At 65.0% G+C, this 18287-nt stretch carries 13 protein-coding genes; 5 read left to right on the top strand and 8 right to left on the bottom strand.

The window, feature by feature from the left end; translation table 11 throughout:
• Positions 1-150 precede the first annotated feature (150 nt).
• From AC3A3X_RS05705 to AC3A3X_RS05685, 5 genes are all read left to right on the top strand, one after another.
• Complete coding sequence (locus AC3A3X_RS05705) at positions 151-1038, top strand: carbon-nitrogen hydrolase (protein ID WP_200605344.1); 888 nt, start codon at positions 151-153, stop codon at positions 1036-1038.
• Between the two features lie 5 nt (positions 1039-1043).
• A complete protein-coding gene (locus tag AC3A3X_RS05700; RefSeq protein WP_487582073.1) occupies positions 1044-1580 on the top strand; it encodes an N-acetyltransferase family protein in 537 nt (178 codons plus the stop codon).
• Between the two features lie 101 nt (positions 1581-1681).
• Positions 1682-2293, top strand: a complete 612-nt coding sequence (locus AC3A3X_RS05695; protein WP_487582072.1) for a TetR/AcrR family transcriptional regulator — start codon at positions 1682-1684, stop codon at positions 2291-2293.
• Between the two features lie 18 nt (positions 2294-2311).
• The gene (locus AC3A3X_RS05690) at positions 2312-3238 is read left to right on the top strand and encodes an alpha/beta fold hydrolase (RefSeq protein WP_487582071.1); all 927 of its coding nucleotides are present in this window, start codon (positions 2312-2314) and stop codon (positions 3236-3238) included.
• Between the two features lie 207 nt (positions 3239-3445).
• A complete protein-coding gene (locus AC3A3X_RS05685) occupies positions 3446-4666 on the top strand; it encodes a TraB/GumN family protein (protein ID WP_487582070.1) in 1221 nt (406 codons plus the stop codon).
• A 28-nt stretch (positions 4667-4694) separates the two neighbouring features.
• On the opposite strand, the gene AC3A3X_RS05680 is transcribed toward AC3A3X_RS05685, so the two are convergent.
• From AC3A3X_RS05680 to AC3A3X_RS05645, 8 genes are all read right to left on the bottom strand, one after another.
• On the bottom strand, positions 4695-5153 hold the full coding sequence (locus AC3A3X_RS05680; RefSeq protein ID WP_487582069.1) for a type IV pilin protein: 459 nt from the start codon (positions 5151-5153) through the stop codon (positions 4695-4697).
• Positions 5154-5167: 14 nt separating this feature from the next.
• On the bottom strand, positions 5168-8821 hold the full coding sequence (locus AC3A3X_RS05675; protein ID WP_487582068.1) for a pilus assembly protein: 3654 nt from the start codon (positions 8819-8821) through the stop codon (positions 5168-5170).
• 47 nt (positions 8822-8868) lie between these two features.
• Entirely contained in the window at positions 8869-9456 is a 588-nt protein-coding gene (locus AC3A3X_RS05670) for a pilus assembly PilX family protein (RefSeq protein WP_487582067.1), read from the bottom strand.
• Positions 9453-10454, bottom strand: coding sequence for a PilW family protein (locus AC3A3X_RS05665; RefSeq protein ID WP_487582066.1), 1002 nt, complete (start codon positions 10452-10454; stop codon positions 9453-9455). The genes AC3A3X_RS05670 and AC3A3X_RS05665 overlap by 4 nt, the downstream gene beginning before the upstream one ends.
• Positions 10451-10966, bottom strand: coding sequence for a type IV pilus modification protein PilV (gene pilV, locus AC3A3X_RS05660; RefSeq protein ID WP_487582197.1), 516 nt, complete (start codon positions 10964-10966; stop codon positions 10451-10453). Before pilV ends, AC3A3X_RS05665 begins: the two co-directional genes overlap by 4 nt.
• Positions 10956-11558: a GspH/FimT family pseudopilin gene (locus AC3A3X_RS05655; RefSeq protein ID WP_487582065.1), complete on the bottom strand. Its 603-nt coding sequence runs from the start codon at positions 11556-11558 to the stop codon at positions 10956-10958. The genes pilV and AC3A3X_RS05655 overlap by 11 nt, the downstream gene beginning before the upstream one ends.
• Before the next feature lie 118 nt (positions 11559-11676).
• Complete coding sequence (locus tag AC3A3X_RS05650; protein ID WP_487582064.1) at positions 11677-14784, bottom strand: efflux RND transporter permease subunit; 3108 nt, start codon at positions 14782-14784, stop codon at positions 11677-11679.
• Between the two features lie 13 nt (positions 14785-14797).
• Positions 14798-18283: an efflux RND transporter permease subunit gene (locus AC3A3X_RS05645; protein ID WP_487582063.1), complete on the bottom strand. Its 3486-nt coding sequence runs from the start codon at positions 18281-18283 to the stop codon at positions 14798-14800.
• Between the last annotated feature and the right edge of the window lie 4 nt (positions 18284-18287).

The following is an 18287-nucleotide window of genomic DNA, read 5'->3' as shown; positions in this document are numbered from 1 at the left end:
GGAGCGAGCTTGCTCGCGATCAGGCCAGCCTCACCCTTCGTTGCCTGATCGCGAGCAAGCTCGCTCCTACCGTTACCGTACCCGCGAATCGGCATCATCGGCCGCGCCTACAATATCCGCCGTCCCCTGCGCCCCGGATTCCCAGTTGCCATGAAGAAGACCACCCTCCCCGTCGCCCTGATCCAGGACCGCGACCACGGCAGCCGCGAGGCCAACCTGGCCAACATCGAGGCGCGCGTGGCCGAGGCGGCCAAGCGCGGTGCGAGGCTGGTGCTGCTGCAGGAACTGCATAACGGCCCCTACTTCTGCCAGCACGAATCGGTCAACGAGTTCGACCTCGCCGAGACCATTCCTGGCCCGAGCACGGAGCGCCTGGGTGCGTTGGCGAAGCAGCACGGCGTGGTGCTGGTCAGCTCGCTGTTCGAGAAGCGTGCTGCGGGCCTGTACCACAACACCGCAGTCGTCTTCGATGCCGACGGTTCCACCGCCGGCAAGTACCGCAAGATGCACATCCCGGACGACCCGGGTTTCTACGAGAAGTTCTACTTCACTCCGGGCGATATCGGCTTCGAGCCGATCCAGACTTCGGTCGGTCGCCTGGGCGTGCTGGTGTGCTGGGACCAGTGGTATCCGGAAGGCGCACGCCTGATGGCGCTGGCAGGTGCCGAGCTGCTGCTGTACCCGACCGCGATCGGCTGGGATCCCACCGATGAACAAGCCGAGAAGGACCGCCAGCGCGATGCCTGGGTGCTCAGCCACCGCGGCCATGCCGTGGCCAACGGCTTGCCGGTGCTCAGCTGCAACCGCGTCGGCCACGAGCAGTCGCCGCTGGACGCGGCTGGCATCGACTTCTGGGGCACCAGCCACGTCCTGGGGCCGCAGGGCGAGTTCCTTGCGCAGTCGACCGTCGCCGAGCCCGAGATCCTGATGGCCGAGGTCGACATGCAGCGCAGCGAGCACGTGCGCCGGATCTGGCCGTTCCTGCGCGATCGCCGCATCGACGCTTACGGCGATCTGCTCAAGCGCTACCGCGACTGAGCCGCTTGGTCACACCGCTTTCGATCCGCACTGCCGTCGCCGGCGATCTGCCGGCGATCACCGCGCTGTACGCGCGCGAAGTCGACGACCACGTCGCCACCTACGAATACGACACGCCCGACCAGGCCGAGATGACCCGACGCTGGCAGGCCATCGTCGCGCAAGGCTATCCCTACATCGTCGCCGAACTCGACGGGCGATTCGCCGGTTACGCCTACGCCAGCAGCTACCGCAGCCGCGAGGGGTACCGCTGGACAGTCGAGGACACGGTCTACATCGTTCCCGAACTGCAGGGCCGCGGCGTCGGCCGGGCGCTGCTGCAACGGCTGATAGACGAGTGCACGAAACTGGGATTCCGGCAGATGGTCGCCGTGGTCGGCGACGTCAGCAACACAGCCTCGATCGCCCTGCACGAGCGGCTTGGATTCCGCACGGTCGGTGTGTTTGCCGGTCTCGGGCGCAAGCACGGGCGCTGGCTGGATACCGTGCAGATGCAACTGGACCTTGGCGCGGGGATGACGACCGCGCCAGAGACGGCCTAGAACCCAGCCTTCTGCGCTCGCGACCCATCTCACCGAAGCGGGAGACGGCAGTCCCGACGAGCGGTCAAAATTAAAACGAACGGACGTGCTATTTTCCTCGCATGTCCGCACTTGCCGCCACCAGTAAAGGCGCCGCCACCCGCGAAGCGATCATCGATCGCGCCTACGACATCGCCTGCTCCGCCGGCTTGGAAGGCCTGTCGATCGGGCCACTGGCGCAGGCGGTGGGAATGTCGAAGAGCGGCGTGTTCGCCCATTTCGGCTCGCGCGAGGACCTGCAGTTGGCGGTCCTGGATGCGGCAGGCCAACGCTTCGTCGCCCATGTCCTGCTGCCGGCACTGAAACTCCCACGCGGCCTGCCCAGGCTTCGCGCCATCGTCGAAGCCTGGTTCGACTGGGCCCGGCAATCGTCCGAAGGCAGTTGCCTGCTGCTCAGTGCCGCCAGCGAGTACGACGATCGACCGGGTGAGATCCGCGACCGCGTCGTCGCCCATGACCTGCGCTGGCGGCTGGAGCTGACCCGCGCCATCGCTCTCGCCGTCGAAACCGGCCACTTCGCCGCCGATACGGATGCCGAGCAGATGGCTTTCGAGATCTACAGCCTGGCGCTGATCGTCCACCACGATGCCGGCCTGTTCGGCTTCGAACTGGCCGTGACCCGCGGCCGCCGCGCACTCGAGCGGCTCTTCCGCTCGTACTCCTCCCCCCTCTGACCCCTACCGGAGGCTCCCATGTATCCGCTCATCGCCACAATTAGCACGACCGTTCGTAACATCATGCGGTTGTACGGCCTGCGCCTGGGCTTTGCGCTTGGCGCCCCGCTCTCCCCGCAGGCGGCGGTGCAACGAGCCGCGCGCCTGTTCTCGACGCCGATGTCCTCGACCCGCAGCCGCGCCCTCGCTGCATCCACCCAGGGCGCCCGCGAAGAGCAGGTCGATGTCGATGGGCATGCCATTGCCGCCTACGTCTGGGGGAACCCGGACAGACAGCCCTATGTGTTGTTTGCGCACGGATGGTCCAGCCATGGCACGCGCATCGCCGCGTGGCTGCCCGGGCTGATCGCCGCAGGTTACGCGGTGGTCGCATTCGATCAGCCTGCGCACGGCCGCAGCCCGGGCACGCAGGCGACGCTGCCCGACTTCACCCGGCATCTGCTGGCCGTTGGCGACCACTACGGTCCGGCGGCGGCGGTGATTGGGCACTCCCTCGGCGGCGCGGCGACGCTGCTCGCCATGGCCCGGGGATTGAAGGCGGCGCGCGCGGTCCTGATCGCCCCGGCTGCCGACCCGGTCGCCGCGGCCGAACGGTTTGCCAACGTGATGTGGATCGGACACAGGCTGTTCCTGCGGCTGTTCGCCTACTTCGAAAGCCGGATCGGCATCACCTTCGCCGAGCAGCAGGCACACCTGAATGCTCCGGTCATCGGTCGCCCTGCGCTGATCGTGCACGACCTGGAAGACCGCGACGTACCCTGGGAGGAAGGCGAGCGCTACGCACGCTACTGGCCGGACTCGCGGCTGCTGACCACGCGTGGCCTGGGCCATCGCCGCGTCCTCGACGATGGCGAGGTGATCGCCGCCAGCCTGCGCTTCCTGCACGGGGAAGCCGTCGGCGATCGCATCGTGTCCAGCACCAACCTGCCCTTCGGCGTCGCCTGAGCGCAGGGCCCGCGCATGTGGCCTGGGACGACTCGCGTTGCCCCGATGGTGGTCTGGCCCTAAGCTGCGCTGCAGCCACTCCATACATCAGCAAGACGGCGCCGGACTGGCGCCGTCTTGCTGCGCAAACCCCGAAAGGCAACGCCGCATGCCCGCAGCACCGCAAACCGTTTCGCGTTCCACCCTGTCCGACCGCCGGGTGCAGCCATGATCGAATCCACTGCACAGGTGGCACTCGATGCCGTCCTGGCCGGCCAGCCGCATGCGATCGTCGAGCGCGACGGCGTGCGCTACACGCTGCTGGGCACCGCACATGTTTCGCAGGCCAGCGTCGAAGCCGTCCGCGACGCCATCGACAGTGGCGCATTCGACGCCGTTGCGGTCGAACTCGATCCTCAGCGCCTGCAGGCCCTGACCGACCCGGACGCGCTGGCGCGCCTGGACCTGGTCCAGGTCATCCGCACGGGCAAGACGGCATTGTTCGCGGCCAACCTGGCACTGGCCGCATACCAGCGGCGCCTGGCCGAGCAGCTTGGCATCGAACCCGGCGCCGAGCTCAAGCGCGCCGTGCTCGAGGCCCGTCAGCGGGAGCTGCCGGTACATCTGATCGACCGCGATGTCGGCCTGACCTTCAAGCGCGCCAACAACCGGCTCGGCTGGTGGTCGCGGGCCAAGCTCGGCGGCGGTCTGATGGCGGCGCTGTTCATCGACGAGGAAGTCGGTGCCGACGAGATCGAAAAGCTCAAGCAGGGCGACATGCTCGAGTCGAGCTTCGGCGAATTCGCCAGCGACAGTCCCGAGCTCTACGAAACCGTGATCGCCGAGCGCGATCGCTACATGGCCGCGCGCCTGCGCGAGACCCACGGCGATGCGCGCGAAGTGCTGGCCGTGGTCGGTGCCGGCCATCTGCAGGGCCTGGCACGCCACCTCAAGGATGAAGTCCGCTCACCGGACACCATCCGGGAGGAACTGGAGGCGCTGCCGAAGAAGAGCGACGTGCCGTGGTTCACCATCTTCCTGGCGGTGTTCGTGCTGGGTGGTTTCGCCTGGGGCTTCTGGCGCGGGGGCATCGACGTCGGCTCCGATCTGCTGCTGCAGTGGGTGCTGGCCACCGGCGTGCTCGGCGCGATCGGCTGCGCCATCGCCGGCGGACACCCGCTGAGCATCCTGGTTGCGTTCGTGGCATCGCCGATCACCCCGCTGCACCCGGCGCTTGCTTCGGGCACGCTCAGTGCGCTCACCGAGGCGTGGATCCGCAAACCGACCTATGCCGACTTCATGGCCCTGCGCGACGACGTACAGAGCTGGCGCGGCTGGTGGCGCAATCGCGTCGCGCGCGTGCTGCTCAACTTCTTCCTGACCAGCCTGGGCACCGCGATCGGCGTGTGGACGGGGGGTTTGCGGATGGTGGGCAAGCTCGTCGGCTGAGGCTCGCCTCCCGCCCTGCAGCGGAGCGCTAGAAGCATTCCGTCGCAGTGGCGGCGGTCCCGGATTCACGCTTCGCGCCCTGCTGGTTGATCGCCAACGTTGCGCACTTCTTGTCGCGGATGGCTTGTACGCCCTTGGGTACGGCCTGGACCGAGTAGGCCCCGGCGACAGTGCCGTCGGCCAAGCCGATCGTGTAGTGACTTTGCAGCTCGGTTCGGCACTGCGTCGCCGGAATGGTCGGCGCTGCACCCGCGCTATCGACGTATCGCAAGTGCGTCGTGTAGTAGCGCTCCATGAACTGCGCCACTTCCAACATGCACACCGCCGCTGCTGCGCGGCGGGTCTTGATGACGTGGCCCTGATAGCTGGGATATGCGATCGCCGCCAGGATCGCGACGATCGCCACGACGATCATCAGCTCGATCAGTGTGAAACCCGAAGGCTGCCTGCAGGTTTGACAGGTCGGCCGATCAACGTGCTCATGCATGTGGTTGTCCGCCATTAATCCAGCAGGAGTTCGCGCCACGAGGTGCGGCTGGCCTGGTTTCCATTACTGTGGGGCACAGACGCTTCTTCTCGCTTGCCGTCGTCCCGAATCAGCACAGCGGTGCCGTCCAGGAAGCGCGGATCGTTCAGACCGCTGGCGTAACCAATGCCATTTGCCGTAAAGCTCTGCCCCCCGACCGTGACCACGTCCTGGTGGTCAATCCGTCCATCGCCATTGGCGTCAAAGGTGGCGGAAGTGCGTCGCCCACCGGTGAACGGCTCCACCCCCATGACAAACCCCCTGCCTCCGGGGCTGCAGATGTCGCTGGCGTCGGGAATGCGCGTGGTGCCATACAACGCACCGCCCACGAGGCTGTTGGGCACCACCATCCGCTCACCTTCTCTCCCGTTGACCGGTGAAACCAGATCAAGGAACCAGCCGTCCCTGCCTGACAGGTCGCCCGCAACCGCTGCACTGGTCGCCCGAAAGCCACGATCACCGCGGGTGACCTCTGCCTGGATTCGTCGCCTGACCAGCGCGCTGCGGCCGGCCACCTCGTCGCCGTCGTCAATCACGCCGTACCAAGTCTGTTCGCTGCGGTCGGCGATGTCCCGACCTGCCAGGTAGCGACCAGTACCGAAGTACACCCAAAGCTGTCGCGTCTGCGGGTTCCTCAGCAGGAACGGCGCCACCGTGATGGGTTGCGGGTTGCCGCCGCTATCCTTGGCCGCGAACAGTTTGCCCACGGCGATCGTGGCGCTGCCCACACCGTCGAAACGCCACAGGTTGCCGGCGAAATCGCCGCCATAGACGGTCTCGTAGAAGCCATCGCCGTCGCCGTCCCACGCGTCCACCCCTGACAACCCGTTGCTGCCCGCCGCCCCCGTGTTGCGGACCTGTATCGAACCGGACTCGATGCCAATGGTGACCAGTTGCGCAGCCCCGGCGGCACTGTTGGGACCGTTGCCCATCAACACGCGCCAATCGCCATTGGCAACCTGAGCGATGATGGGTTTGCCGATGACATTGCCCATCGCCGCTATGTCCGTAGCCCCCATCTCCCACAAAAACGCGACCTTTTCCGGGTCGGTGACGTCCAACGCAAAGACCGACTTCCCACCCCGCCCCATGCTTCCTACCAGAATCGATTTCCAGCGGCCGTCGCGGCTGGAGTAAACGTCGGCCACCGTAAGTTCACCGTCGACGAAGTATCGATGCTCGTAGTCCGGGGACGTCAGACTCTTCAACTGCGCGTTGATGGCCGCCGCCGGCATGAAGGCATAGACCTCGTCGCCGGTGGTCGCGTCGAAGCCATGCAGCATGCCGTCGTTCGCGCCGACGTAGACGACACCGCGCCGGGCGGACTGGCGCTCGGCGAACGCCGGGTAGGACGATGCACCACTGAACTTCGCGCCGCGGTACATACGCGGATTCGGCGCGCCCACGAAGAGCGGCTGGGAATTGACGATATCGCCAAGAATGCCCTGACGTACGCGCAGCCGGCCTTCATTGCTGCGATCGCCGCGCAGGTAGTTCACGCTGGCTTCGTCGGCAAGCACCGACTGCGCCTGCTCCAGTGCCCCCCAGCTCAGCCGCTGATACCTCCGGCCCGCCGCCTTCGGATTGTGCACGTAGATCCGACGCCGATCCCACTTCATCGCTGCGAGTCTGTCGCCTGCATTCCACGTCGGCGTATTCGAGAACTGACCGGTCGTTGCGTCCCATGGATACGCACTCAGCTCGCCACGCCAGGACGGGCTATAGAAGCGCGCCTGATAGATCATTGCGCCGGTTTCCAGGCGTGTGGTGTTCGCTGCTAGAGGGACTGCCGAACCGCTGGTCTCAGACGCAATCTGCGTGAATGCCTTTTTCAGGCTCTCGACCATCTTGTCGGCTTCGCTTGCCACATAAAAGGTGTCGGGCCGCTTGAAATCTTTCGCAAGAATGTCGCCCGAGGCGTTCCACCACCCATCGGGCAGCGACGCAGTCCGTTCAGATGTACTGTAACCATCGGGAACGCGAAAGCCACCGTACTTGGCTGCCAACCAGTAAAGGTTCTGGTCCTTGCCCCGCAGGTTTCGGCCCTCAAGGACGTCGACCCAGTGCGTGGCAATGGTTTGCGCGCCGTCCAGATCGGCCCGAATGTCCCTGGTGTGCGAATCGTAGGCGAGACCGGCCATATAGGCCGAGTTGGTGCCTCCTGCAAAAAACGGGGTGCGGATTCGCAACCCTTCCAGTTCACCGACCTTGTTCGTGGCAGTAACCACATTGACCGTTTTGTCGGCCAGAACTTCCGGCGGAGTCGCAGGCTCACCGCTCTTGACCGTGTTGCCGGGCAGATTCTTGTCGACATTGGTGTCGGTGTCTCCGATACCGAGGATCACGTTGGCCTGGCACCGGTACTGGATGGGATCTTTCCAGTCGGTAATGACCGGAAATCCGTCGGCCACGACATACGCATTGCGTCCGCCCAGATAGGAGTACGAGGCAACGTTTCCCTGGCGTTTGAAATAGCGAACGACAGCGTAGAAGAGCTCGCTGACCGGGTCGATCCTCTTGTGTTCGGCCGTGGTCAGCTGTCCTGCTTTATTCAGATAGTTGATGACTCCGCTGTCCCTGATCTCCGCACCTGGTGTCGCCGCCGCGGCTAGTGGATCGGGGTTGCGAAGGATCACGCCGGTGTCGGGGTCCCACTCCCCGGCACTGTTGACGGCCGATCCCTGGGTCGGGTCGTACGAGTATGGCCCAACGAACTTCTGGTTCGCGCGCAGTACGCCGCCGTCACGCGCCAGACTCGAATCATTCAAATAGCCAAAGATGCTGTAGCGAACCCGGTCCGAATACTCCTGGATCAAACCCTCCGGCTTCCAACCCTGGCGATATTGCTTGCAGTTGGCTTCGACCAGGTCCGGCACGCAAACCTTGACCCGGGCACTCAGCAGCAGATCGTTGACAGGGAACGCTTGTCCCCGAGCGTTCGTCATCAGGTCGTGCACCTCCGGGTCGTATGCGACCGGCGATCCCCTTGTCGCACCCGGCGATATGAGAATCTGGTTCCCCAGACCGCGCACTTGTACCAGTATCTGGTTCCAGGACGCCGGCGTCGCGCCGCGAACCTGCTTAATGTCGGCCCCTCCTGCCGGCAGACGACGATCGTCATACAGATGTTGACGGGACCGGTCGTGCCTTGCCTTCTCGAGCCAGGTTTCTACCGGAGTATCTCGAACGCGGTAGCCACCGGTCAGCGCCAGCCGGAAGGGATCGATCGTCTGGGTCACCGCCCAGTTCATGAAGTTGCCACTCCATTCCTTGCTGGAATGGCTGCATAGATGTCGGGTGGTGAAACGGACCGGGTAGAAGTGCCGCTCGGACTCGACCTCAGAATAATGATAGTGGTAGCACTTGTCCGGATCGAAGTAGCCGATGTAGCTGCGATCCACATCGTAGGAGCCGATATTGGCCTGGCTGATGATGGTCGGAAATTCCACCGACAGGACCAGGGCGAGATTGCCCGGAATCCTTGGTCTCAAGTTCAGCGGCGTCTGCGCGATATCCACCTGCGCGCTGACAGGTCCGGCCATCGTGCTCACTGTCATGGTTAACAAGACAATGAGGATGGACGAGGCATATGCCCTGGCGTCCTTGCGACTACCCGATCGAGCTTCCATTGCTCGCACTCCAACTAAACAGTCCAATGGCCGGCACTGTGCCGGGTTCAACGCAACTCGATGGTTGCTTGCAGCGCCACTACGGCACGACTTCCACCAGGATGGCTTCGTGCCGAGATGCGATAGATGGATCTGCTGTAAGTCGGTTGCGTGGCACCGTACTGGAAACCTGATGCGCTCAGGTCGGGATCCGGATCATCGACACTCAGCTGGACGTCGCCCATGTACTCGATGTAGTACTGCGGTGCACCGGCAGCTTCATCGGAGTAGGACGACTTTGGCTCGACGCTGATCCAGCAACCCGGCGTGTTGGCTGCACATTGCCCGTGGCTGGCACTATCGACGCCTGTCGGCGTTCCCGGACAGGTCACGCGGGCCGAAGAGCAGTCCACACCTATCGAACGTCCCGCCACTGCCGCCTCCTGCACTTCCTGCTCCGCGACACGAAGTGCGGATTCCGCTGCCTGGAAGGCCAGGCTGCGATCGAACATGTGGGCGCTCATTCGCTCTTCCATAAGGGTCCCGCGCAACGCGACCAAGCCAAGCAACGTCACCACGATCAAAAGGATCAGGACCACCATCAGCGTCGCGCCGCGCTGGCGTCGCCCAGGCGGATAAGAGGTGCGCAGGGTCACGTGGTGCGATTCCGCAACGTAACCGTGTGGACCAGCGTGCGCTTGAGTGGAGCGCGATCCACGCCCACGTTCGCCGATCCACGTAGGGACAATCTGATCCGCGCGGCGACGACATTCTTCCAGTCGAGGCTGGCTCTGGCAGCCACGTATGGGATCGCGCCAGCAACAAGGTAGGTGATCTGCATGTCCTGTATGTGTTCTGCGACTTCCTCACGCGACTTGAAGGCACCCCGGTCCATCTGGACACGATAGAGCGACCGACCGCCGCGGCCGTTGTCGTCAACGAACCAACGCGTCACTTGCAGGCGGGCCATCAGCGAGTGCGGACCGTAGGTCTTGCTGCTTCCGCAGGCGGCGCAGAGGACTGGCACCGCGAGGTCGGTGGTGCAGTTGCCCGGGCTGCCGGTTCCATGAACGTACTCGATCCTATCGCTACCTTTGCTGGCGCTGCTGACCTGGAGAATGCTGACCTGGCTGTAGTCGCAGACCAGGACGATGTCGCGATCGCGGAAGTCGTGGCGGGTCGTGTCGATCCTGAAACTGGCGACGCCTCCAGCACTTTGGGGCTGTTTGTCGTGCTGGATCACCGTGACAACCTGGCTGCCCGACGACACGAACTCGACCGCATCGGTTCCGGCCGCGGTGTGCTCAAGCGCGCCATTGTCGTAGCCGATTATCCCCCTGCCCCAGTCCATCCACCACGGAGCCGCCGCCGCAGATGCACCGTTGAGGACATTGGCCACGGGAAGGTTCCGTCCGCACGCGTTCCCGGCAGCCTGGCGAAGGTCGCTCGCCATCAGTTCGAACGCCACCCTGCCATCCTCCTGGATGCGTGCCAGGCTCTCCGTCGCCCGCCAGGTGCGCTGGTTGGAAAGGAAGATTCCGACGGCGGCCGCCGACACCAGCAAGCCAAGTACCAGCGAGATCATCAACTCGACAAGGCTGAAGCCACCATTGTCGGCCTTGGTCCGGATGGACCGCCCGCACAGGAAGCTCATATCCTCACCACGGTTGTCATCTCGTGCTGTTCGTTGCCACCCGTGCCGCGGGAGTCGTCCCAGCGAACCGTCACGCTGCAGTCCCTGGCCTCGCTTCCTGCCACTGTGCTGCATGCGATGCCGCCGCAACCATTCTCGCCCAGCAGGGACTTGATCCGGGCAACCCAGACGAAACGGTCACTGAACCCCAGCGTCGCTGCAGGGTCAGTCTGCTGCCGCGTCGGGATCTTGCAGGTCATCTCCATGTCGTACCCCCCTGCCCTTGCTTCGATTACGTTCGCGCGCATCGCGTCCAGGATCGTGTAGCTGAGCATCACGGCCTGACTGCGCTCCAGGGAGCTCTGGCTGTTGCGCAGCGCCGCCGCCTGCATGGCGGCAATTCCCAGCAGGCCGATCGCCATCACCAGCACGGCGACAAGCACCTCGATCAGGCCCACGCCACGCTGTCGGCCGGCACCAGTGCAGCGCGGACCAGCAACGACGCGCCAGGGCCGGCCAGGACTACAGATCATCTGGCACGCCACACCGCCCTCCTCCATTCTCCGGCAGGGTGGAAATGCGGCTGCCCGCGCCGATGCTGATCCGCCGCTGGTTCTCGGCGAGGCGATCGACCGGGACACAGACCGCGACCGATGCGTTCAGCAACGAACCGCCACTGGCGTGCGCCAGGCCATCGGAGCGGAATGCGATGCGGCTGTCCTGGATGGCCGTGCTGGCCCTGAGCTGGACGCCTGTGAGGGCATTGCCTACGTGCAGAACGTCGTCGACGACACCATCACCGTCCACATCGGCAATGGTGATCCAGCGATCCCAGACGGCTCCTGCCGCGCAGCTGGCGCCATCGGTGCTGCGGCAGACCGTGACGGTCCGGTTGAGGCGAACCGCCTCCAGCCGGGCCAATTGCAGCGTTGCCACCATTTCATTGGTCGCGCCGCCGAGGCGGTTGCTGCTGATGATGGCGGTCATGCTCGGATAGCCGATGGCGGCCACGATCGCCACCACCGCGACGGCAACCATCAGCTCGAGCAACGTGAAGCCGCACTCAGGACGACGCCCCGCGCAGACGGACTCCGACCTCTGCGAGGTCGCCAGGAGGACGAGCATCGTGACGTTCCCTGTGCCTGATGCGTGACTGAAGCTGTCACGTTAGGCCGCAATGGGAAGGACGCCCATAAGAAAACGGGAAGGCAAGCCTTCCCGTTTCCTCGACACAATCGTAGGGTTATTCCGCCTTCAGCGCCACCACCGCCGCTGCCGGGACGCTGCCCTCTCCCTTGCCACGCGCACGTCGCACCATGCGCGAGGTGCCATTGCGCAGGTCGTCCAGCATCGCGTAGATCGTCGGCAGGAACAGCAGGCTGACCACCGTCGAGAACGCCAGGCCGCCGGCGATGGCACGCGCCATCGGGTAGTACGGAGGACCGTCGCCGCCCATCTGCGTGCTGGTCAGCGAGATCGGAACCATCGCCAGGATCGCCGTGCCCATCGTCATCAGGATCGGACGCAGTCGTTCGCGACTGCCCTCGACCAGGGCGTCGGTACGCGACAGACCGCGCCGGCGCAGATTGTTGATGTGCTCGATCATCACGATGCCGTTGTTCACCACCACGCCCATCAGCACCAGGATGCCGATGAAGGCCATGATGTTGAACTCGGTACCGGTGAGCCAGAACAACCAGAACACACCGAACACCGAGAACAGCACGCCGCTCATGATCGCCGACGGGAACAGCAGCGATTCGAACACCGCCGCCATCACCACGTAGATCATGACCAGGGCGATCAGCAGGTTGAACATCATCTGATTGTTGGCTTCGGCCTCGTCCTCGAAAGCGCCGCTGTCGAAGGTGAAGCTGTAGCCGGCCGGGAACGCCACCGACTTGAGCGTCTCCTCCATCGCCTTGCGTGCTTCGGGCACGGTGGCTTTTTCGGCCAGGTTGGCCTGGATCGCCACCGTGGTCTGGCGGTTGGCGCGCTGGATCTGCGTCGCCGACGGCTTCACTGCCACGTCGACCATTGCCAGCAACGGCACGGTGCGACCGTCCGGGGCACGTACGGTGAAGCTGTCGATGTCTTCGACGCCGTACTCTTCGGCGCCGGCGAAACGCACCCACACCGGGACTTCGGTTTCGCCGCGACGGAACTCGCGCAGCGGAGCGCCACGCAGTGCCAGGCCGACGAAGCTGGCCACCTCCTGCGCACTGAAGCCGAATGCCGCAGCGCGATCCCGGTCGACGTGCACCGACAGCTCGCTGTTCTGGTCGCCGATGTCGACGCGGACGTCACGCAGTTCCTTGCGCTTGGACAGGATCGGCACGATGTCGTTCGCCAGTTCGACCAGGGTCTCGGTCGAGTCGCCGACCAGCTGGACCTGGACGTTCTGGCCCGGTCCACCGCCACCGCCACCGCCGCCCTGGTTGCCGATGCCGATGTTGGCGCGCGCAGACTTTGGCAGATCGTTGCGCAGTTTCTCGATCGTCGCCTTGGTCTGGTCGATCTTGGCGGTGTCGAAGGTGATGCGCGTGCCGCCCCAGCCCTGTTCGCTGAAGAACGAATAGATCTGGGTGATGTTGTAGCGCTTGCGGTTGGCCTCGAGGAACTTCTCGATCTTGAGGATTTCCGCCGACATCTGCTCCTTGGTGTAGGCGCCCTTCCACTGGTAGAAGATGTTGGTCTCGGTGCCGTCGTCGCCACCGAACATGTTCTTCTTGGTCAGGACCATCGGCACGACGCTGATGGCGATGATCATCAGGATGCCGAGCACGCTCTTGCCGCGGTGCTCCAGCGTCCAGCGCAGGAAGCGGGCGTAGCCGCTCTGCAGGCGCGGGATCAGGCCGCGGTCCGAGCGCACCGCCGGCGGCGTCTTCAGCCGCGCCGAGATCATCGGGATCAGGCTGACAGCCACCAGCCACGAGGCCAGCAGCGATACCGAGATCGTGATCGCGATCTGCGACAGGTAGATGCTCAGGAAGTTGCGGTCGCCGAACAGGTTCGGCAGGAACACGATGCAGTGGCACAGCGTGCCGGCCGACAAGGCGATGGCGACGTGCCTGGTGCCGATGATCGAGGCCATCGTCGGCTGGTCCGGCATGCGCTCGCGTTCCTGGTAGATGCTCTCCACCACGACCACGGCGTTGTCGACCAGCATGCCCACCGCCAGCAGCAGGCCCATCATCGTCAGGATGTTGAGCGTGACACCGGTGAAGTACATGAAGCCAAGGGTCATCACGAAGCAGATCGGGATGGCCAGGGTCACCATCAGCGTCGACGGCCAGTGGCGCAGGAAGAAGAACAACACCGCGATCGACAGAAGCAAACCGATACCACCGGCCTCGGCCAGCTCGAGCAGAGAACTGGTGACGTTGTCGCCCTGGTTGTCGATGATCTTGATCTGGATCCCGGCCATTTCCGGCTGGTCGCGGATCGCCTCGACCTCCTTGAGCGCATTGCTCGAGACCTCCACCAGGTTGGCCTGGCGCTCCTTGAAGATGTCCAGGCCGATCGCGGGCTTGCCGTCGAGCCTGCGGCCGTAGTTCATCCGCGCCGGCTTCAGGCGGATTTCGGCGATGTCGCCAAGGCGCGTGCCCTTGGTGTCGATGATCAGGTCACGCAGTTGCTGCAGGTCGGTGATCTCACCAACCGGCTGCACACGCAGGCGCCGCCCGCCATCGTCGATCTGCCCGGCGGATACCGAGAAGTTGACCGCCTGCAGTCGGGTGTTGAGGTCGTTGATGCTCAGGTTGTGCGCGGTGAGCCGGTCGGGATCGATGGCGATCTCGACCTCGTTAGGCGCCGCACCGGTCACTTCCACCCGTGCCACGCCGGGGATGCGCTCGATGCGCCGCTTGAACTCGCGCTCGATCATGTCGTACGAGCCGGTCAGGTCGGTCGTACTGGCCAGGCGCACCCGCAACACCGGTTCGTCGGTGGTGGAGAACTTGAACACGCTGTAGCGCTGCAGGTCGTCCGGCAGGTCGTCGCGAATGGCGTCGATGCGCTCGCGCGCCTCCGAGGCCGCGATGGCGACATCGCGGTCCCAGTCCGAGAACTGCATGAAGATCTCGGCTCCGTTGGAACGGGCGGTGGCATCCATGCGCTTGACGTCGGTCATCGTCGACAGCGCTTCTTCCACCGGCCGCAGCAGCGTGCGTTCCACCTCTTCCGGCGTCGACCCCTCGTAAGGGATCTGGACGAAGATGAACGGTGGCGAGACTTCCGGGAAGGCCTCCAGCGGCAGCCGGATCGCCGCGATCAGGCCGATCACGAACAGCGACACGAAGAACATGATCGCCGTGACCGGCCGCCTGATGCTGAGCTCTGCAATCGTCATGTCAGCGCCCCGCTCAGACCGGCTCGACCTGGCCGTCGTCGTTCGACGAGACCTTGCCATGCTCGACACTGCCGCGCGTGCGTCGGGCTCGCTCGACGTAGTAGTCGTCGGCGCGGCGGTCCAGCAGGTCGTACACGACCGGGATCACCAGCAGCGTCAGCAGCGTCGACACCAGCAGGCCGCCGATCACCGTGATGGCCATCGGCGAGCGCACTTCCGCGCCCTCGCCCATCGCCAGCGCCAGTGGCAGGAAGCCGAACAGCGTGCACATCGTGGTCATGATGATCGGGCGCAGTCGCGAACGGGCACCTTCGACCAGGGCCTCGCGCTTGGCCACGCCGGCCTCGCGCAGCTGGTTGACCTTGTCGACCAGGATGATCGCGTTCTTCACCACCAGGCCCACCAGCAGGATCAGGCCGATGAACACCACCACGGAGACCGGTGAATTGGTGAGCAGCAGCGCCAGCACCGCGCCGACCAGGGCCAGCGGGATGGTGAACAGGATCACGAAGGGGTGCAGCAGCGATTCGAACTGCGACGCCATCACCAGGTAGACCAGGAAGATCGCCAGGCCGAACGCGAACAGCAGCGAACGCACCGACTCGGCCAGCTCTTCGCCCTGGCCACCGATGTGCATGCCGACACCGGCACCGAGCGGCTGCTCGGCGATCATGTCGCGCACTTCCTGCACGGCGGCGCCCAGGTCGATATCGCGCAGGTTGGCCGAGACGATCGCCACACGCACCTGGTCGGCGCGGTGGATCTCGCTCGGGCCGGTCGTCGAGACGACGTCGGCCACCGCATCCAGCGTCACCGGGCGGGAACTGCCGGGATTGACGATCAGGCGACGGATGTTGTCGACCGAGGCGCGATCGGTTTCGCGGGCACGCACCAGCACGTCGATCTTGCGGTCGCGGAAGCTGTAGCGCGTGGCGACGTCGCCGCGCACTTTCTTCACGACCACGTCGGCGATCTGGCGTGTGGTCAGGCCGAGCGCACCGGCGCGGTCCTGGTCGAAGCGGATCTGGATCTCCGGGAAGCCTTCCTCGACGGTCGACTTGACGTCGGCATAGTGAGGATTGGCACGCAGCATCGCCGCCATGCGCTGGCCGGCGACCTGGATGCTCTCCAGGTCCTGCCCGCGCAGTTCGATTTCAAGCGGTGTGGAGAAGCTGAAGAGCTCCGGTCGGCTGAAGTCCACCTGCGCACCCGGGTGCGACTGCATGGTCGTGCGCAGGCGCTCGGTCTCGCGCGCTTCCACGTCCTTGCTGCCCCCATCGGCCATGACCACGGTCAGCTTGCCGATGTTCTCGCCGCTTTCAGTCGGATTGGCGTCCAGTCGGGTACCACTGCCGCTGACGCCGTACAGCGTGCGGATGCCATCGTCCTTGGCGTGCTTGCCCTGCAGTTCGCGCACCAGTGCGTCGGTTTCGCGCAGCGGCGTACCCGGCGGCAGCTTCACGGTCATCTCGAAGCGGTCCTGGGCCAGCTGCGGGATCAGATCGGCACCCAGCAGCGGGACCGCAAGCAAGGTCAGCGCGAATGCCGCTGCGGCAAAGCCCAGCACCAGCCACGGCTTGCGCAGCGCGGTCGGCAGCAGCTTCATGTAACCGCGCTCGGCACGACCGTACGGCGCCATGGCGATGTCGCTTGCCTTGCGCATCACCGGCCCGACGACCGCGACCAGACCACGCCAGGCGCGGACGATCAGCCAGGCCAGACCGAAGAAAGCGCCGCGGGTGCCGGCACCGATGCCGTGTTCGACGGCAGCGATCGGCTTCTGCAGCTTCGACGTCGGCTGCCAGCGCGGATGCGGCGCCTCTTCCGGGAACGCCATCGGCGGCCGGCCCTTGAGCGCGCTGAGCATCGGGATCAGCGTCATCGACACGATCAGCGAGATGCCGATCGCCAGCGCCACGGTCAATGCCTGGTCGCGGAACAGCTGGCCGGCGATGCCCTGCACGAACACCAGCGGCAGGAACACGGCGATGGTGGTCAATGTCGACGCAACCACGGCCATGCTCACTTCGCGGGTGCCGGCGATGGCGGCATCGAGGATGCCCAGCCCTCGTTCTCGCGCCTTGGCGATGCTTTCGAGCACGACGATCGAGTCGTCCACGACCAGGCCGGTGGCCAGCGCCAGGCCGCCGAGCGACATCACGTTGAGGCTCAGGCCCAACTGGCCCATGAAGAAGAACGTCGCGATGATCGACACCGGCAGCGACAGGCCGATGACGAACGTGCTCCAGCCATCGCGCAGGAACAGGAAGATGATCAGCACGGCCAGCATGCCGCCGATCACCGCGTCTTTCTTGACGTCGCTGATGGCGTGACGGATGAACAACGACTGGTCGTCGATCGTGGTCAGTTCCACCTCCGGCGGGATCTGGTCCTTGATCTCCTGCAGGCGCTTGCTGATTGCGTCGGCGGTGGCGACGGTATTGGCGTCGCCTTCCTTGTAGATCGCCAGCTCGACGGCTTCCTTGCCGGCCAGGCGGATGATCGCCTCGCGTTCCTTGTAGCCCTGGCGGACTTCGGCGATGTCCTTCAGGCGCACCGGCATGCCGCCGGCCACGGCGCCACCGCCAGCGGAATTGGCACTTTGCACGGACGCTGCCGCCGCCATGGCTTCGGCCGAACCGGTCTGCGCCGCGATTGCCGCCATCTGCGCAGCCGCGCTGGCGGCCGCGTTGTCGCCACCACTGCGGGTGGTGACCAGCATCTCGCGGATCTCCGGCACGCTGGCGAACTGGTTCACCGTACGAACCAGGTAGCGCTGCGAACCTTCCTCCAGGCGACCGCCGGAGATGTTGATGTTCTCCTGCTGCAGGCGCTGGATGACGTTGTCGATCGGCAGGTTCAGCTGCGCCAGCTTCTGCTGGTCGATGTCGACCTGGATCTCGTCCTCGAGACCACCGCCGACCTTGACCGCGGCGACGCCATCGACCGGCTCGAGCTTCTTCTTCAGATCGTCATCGGCGTAGCGGCGCAGCCCGGTGAGCTGGCGCATGGCTTCGGTGTCGTTGCTCGCGGCGGTCTTGGCCGACAGCGCGATGCGCAGAATCGGTTCGGTCGACGGATTGAAGCGCAGCAGCACCGGAGCCTTGGCCTCCAGCGGCAATTGCAGGACTTCCATCTTGTCGCGCACTTCGAGGCTGGCCTGGTCCATGTCGGTGCCCCAGGCGAACTCGAGCACGACGTCACTCTGACCGGTGCGCGAGACCGACTTGAGCTTGCGCAGGCCCTTGACCACGCCGACGGCCTCTTCGACCGGCTCGCTGATCAGGGTTTCGATTTCCGACGGCGCCGCACCGGTGTACTCGGTGCGCACCGTCAGGGTCGGGTAACTCAGGTCGGGTAGCAGATTGACCTTGAGGTCGCTCAGCGCGATGAATCCGAACATCACGAAGGTGAGGGTCACCATCATCACCGTGACCCGGCGACGCGTGGAGAACTCGACCAGATTGAAGCCGGATGATTCGTTCGCAGGTTGCGTCACGTTC

The sequence above is a fragment of the Lysobacter sp. Soil_N_23 genome, assembly GCF_057656135.1.
Note: the sequence above shows the minus strand (reverse complement) of the source record. Positions and strands in the feature narration are given on the sequence as shown.

Coding starts and splice junctions, on each gene's coding strand:
- AC3A3X_RS05705 (WP_200605344.1), top strand. CDS start 151: ATGAAGAAGACCACCCTCCCCGTCGCCCTGATCCAGGACCGCGACCAC.
- AC3A3X_RS05695 (WP_487582072.1), top strand. CDS start 1,682: ATGTCCGCACTTGCCGCCACCAGTAAAGGCGCCGCCACCCGCGAAGCG.
- AC3A3X_RS05690 (WP_487582071.1), top strand. CDS start 2,312: ATGTATCCGCTCATCGCCACAATTAGCACGACCGTTCGTAACATCATG.
- AC3A3X_RS05685 (WP_487582070.1), top strand. CDS start 3,446: ATGATCGAATCCACTGCACAGGTGGCACTCGATGCCGTCCTGGCCGGC.
- AC3A3X_RS05680 (WP_487582069.1), bottom strand. CDS start 5,153: ATGCATGAGCACGTTGATCGGCCGACCTGTCAAACCTGCAGGCAGCCT.
- AC3A3X_RS05675 (WP_487582068.1), bottom strand. CDS start 8,821: ATGGAAGCTCGATCGGGTAGTCGCAAGGACGCCAGGGCATATGCCTCG.
- AC3A3X_RS05665 (WP_487582066.1), bottom strand. CDS start 10,454: ATGAGCTTCCTGTGCGGGCGGTCCATCCGGACCAAGGCCGACAATGGT.
- pilV (WP_487582197.1), bottom strand. CDS start 10,966: ATGATCTGTAGTCCTGGCCGGCCCTGGCGCGTCGTTGCTGGTCCGCGC.
- AC3A3X_RS05655 (WP_487582065.1), bottom strand. CDS start 11,558: ATGCTCGTCCTCCTGGCGACCTCGCAGAGGTCGGAGTCCGTCTGCGCG.
- AC3A3X_RS05650 (WP_487582064.1), bottom strand. CDS start 14,784: ATGACGATTGCAGAGCTCAGCATCAGGCGGCCGGTCACGGCGATCATG.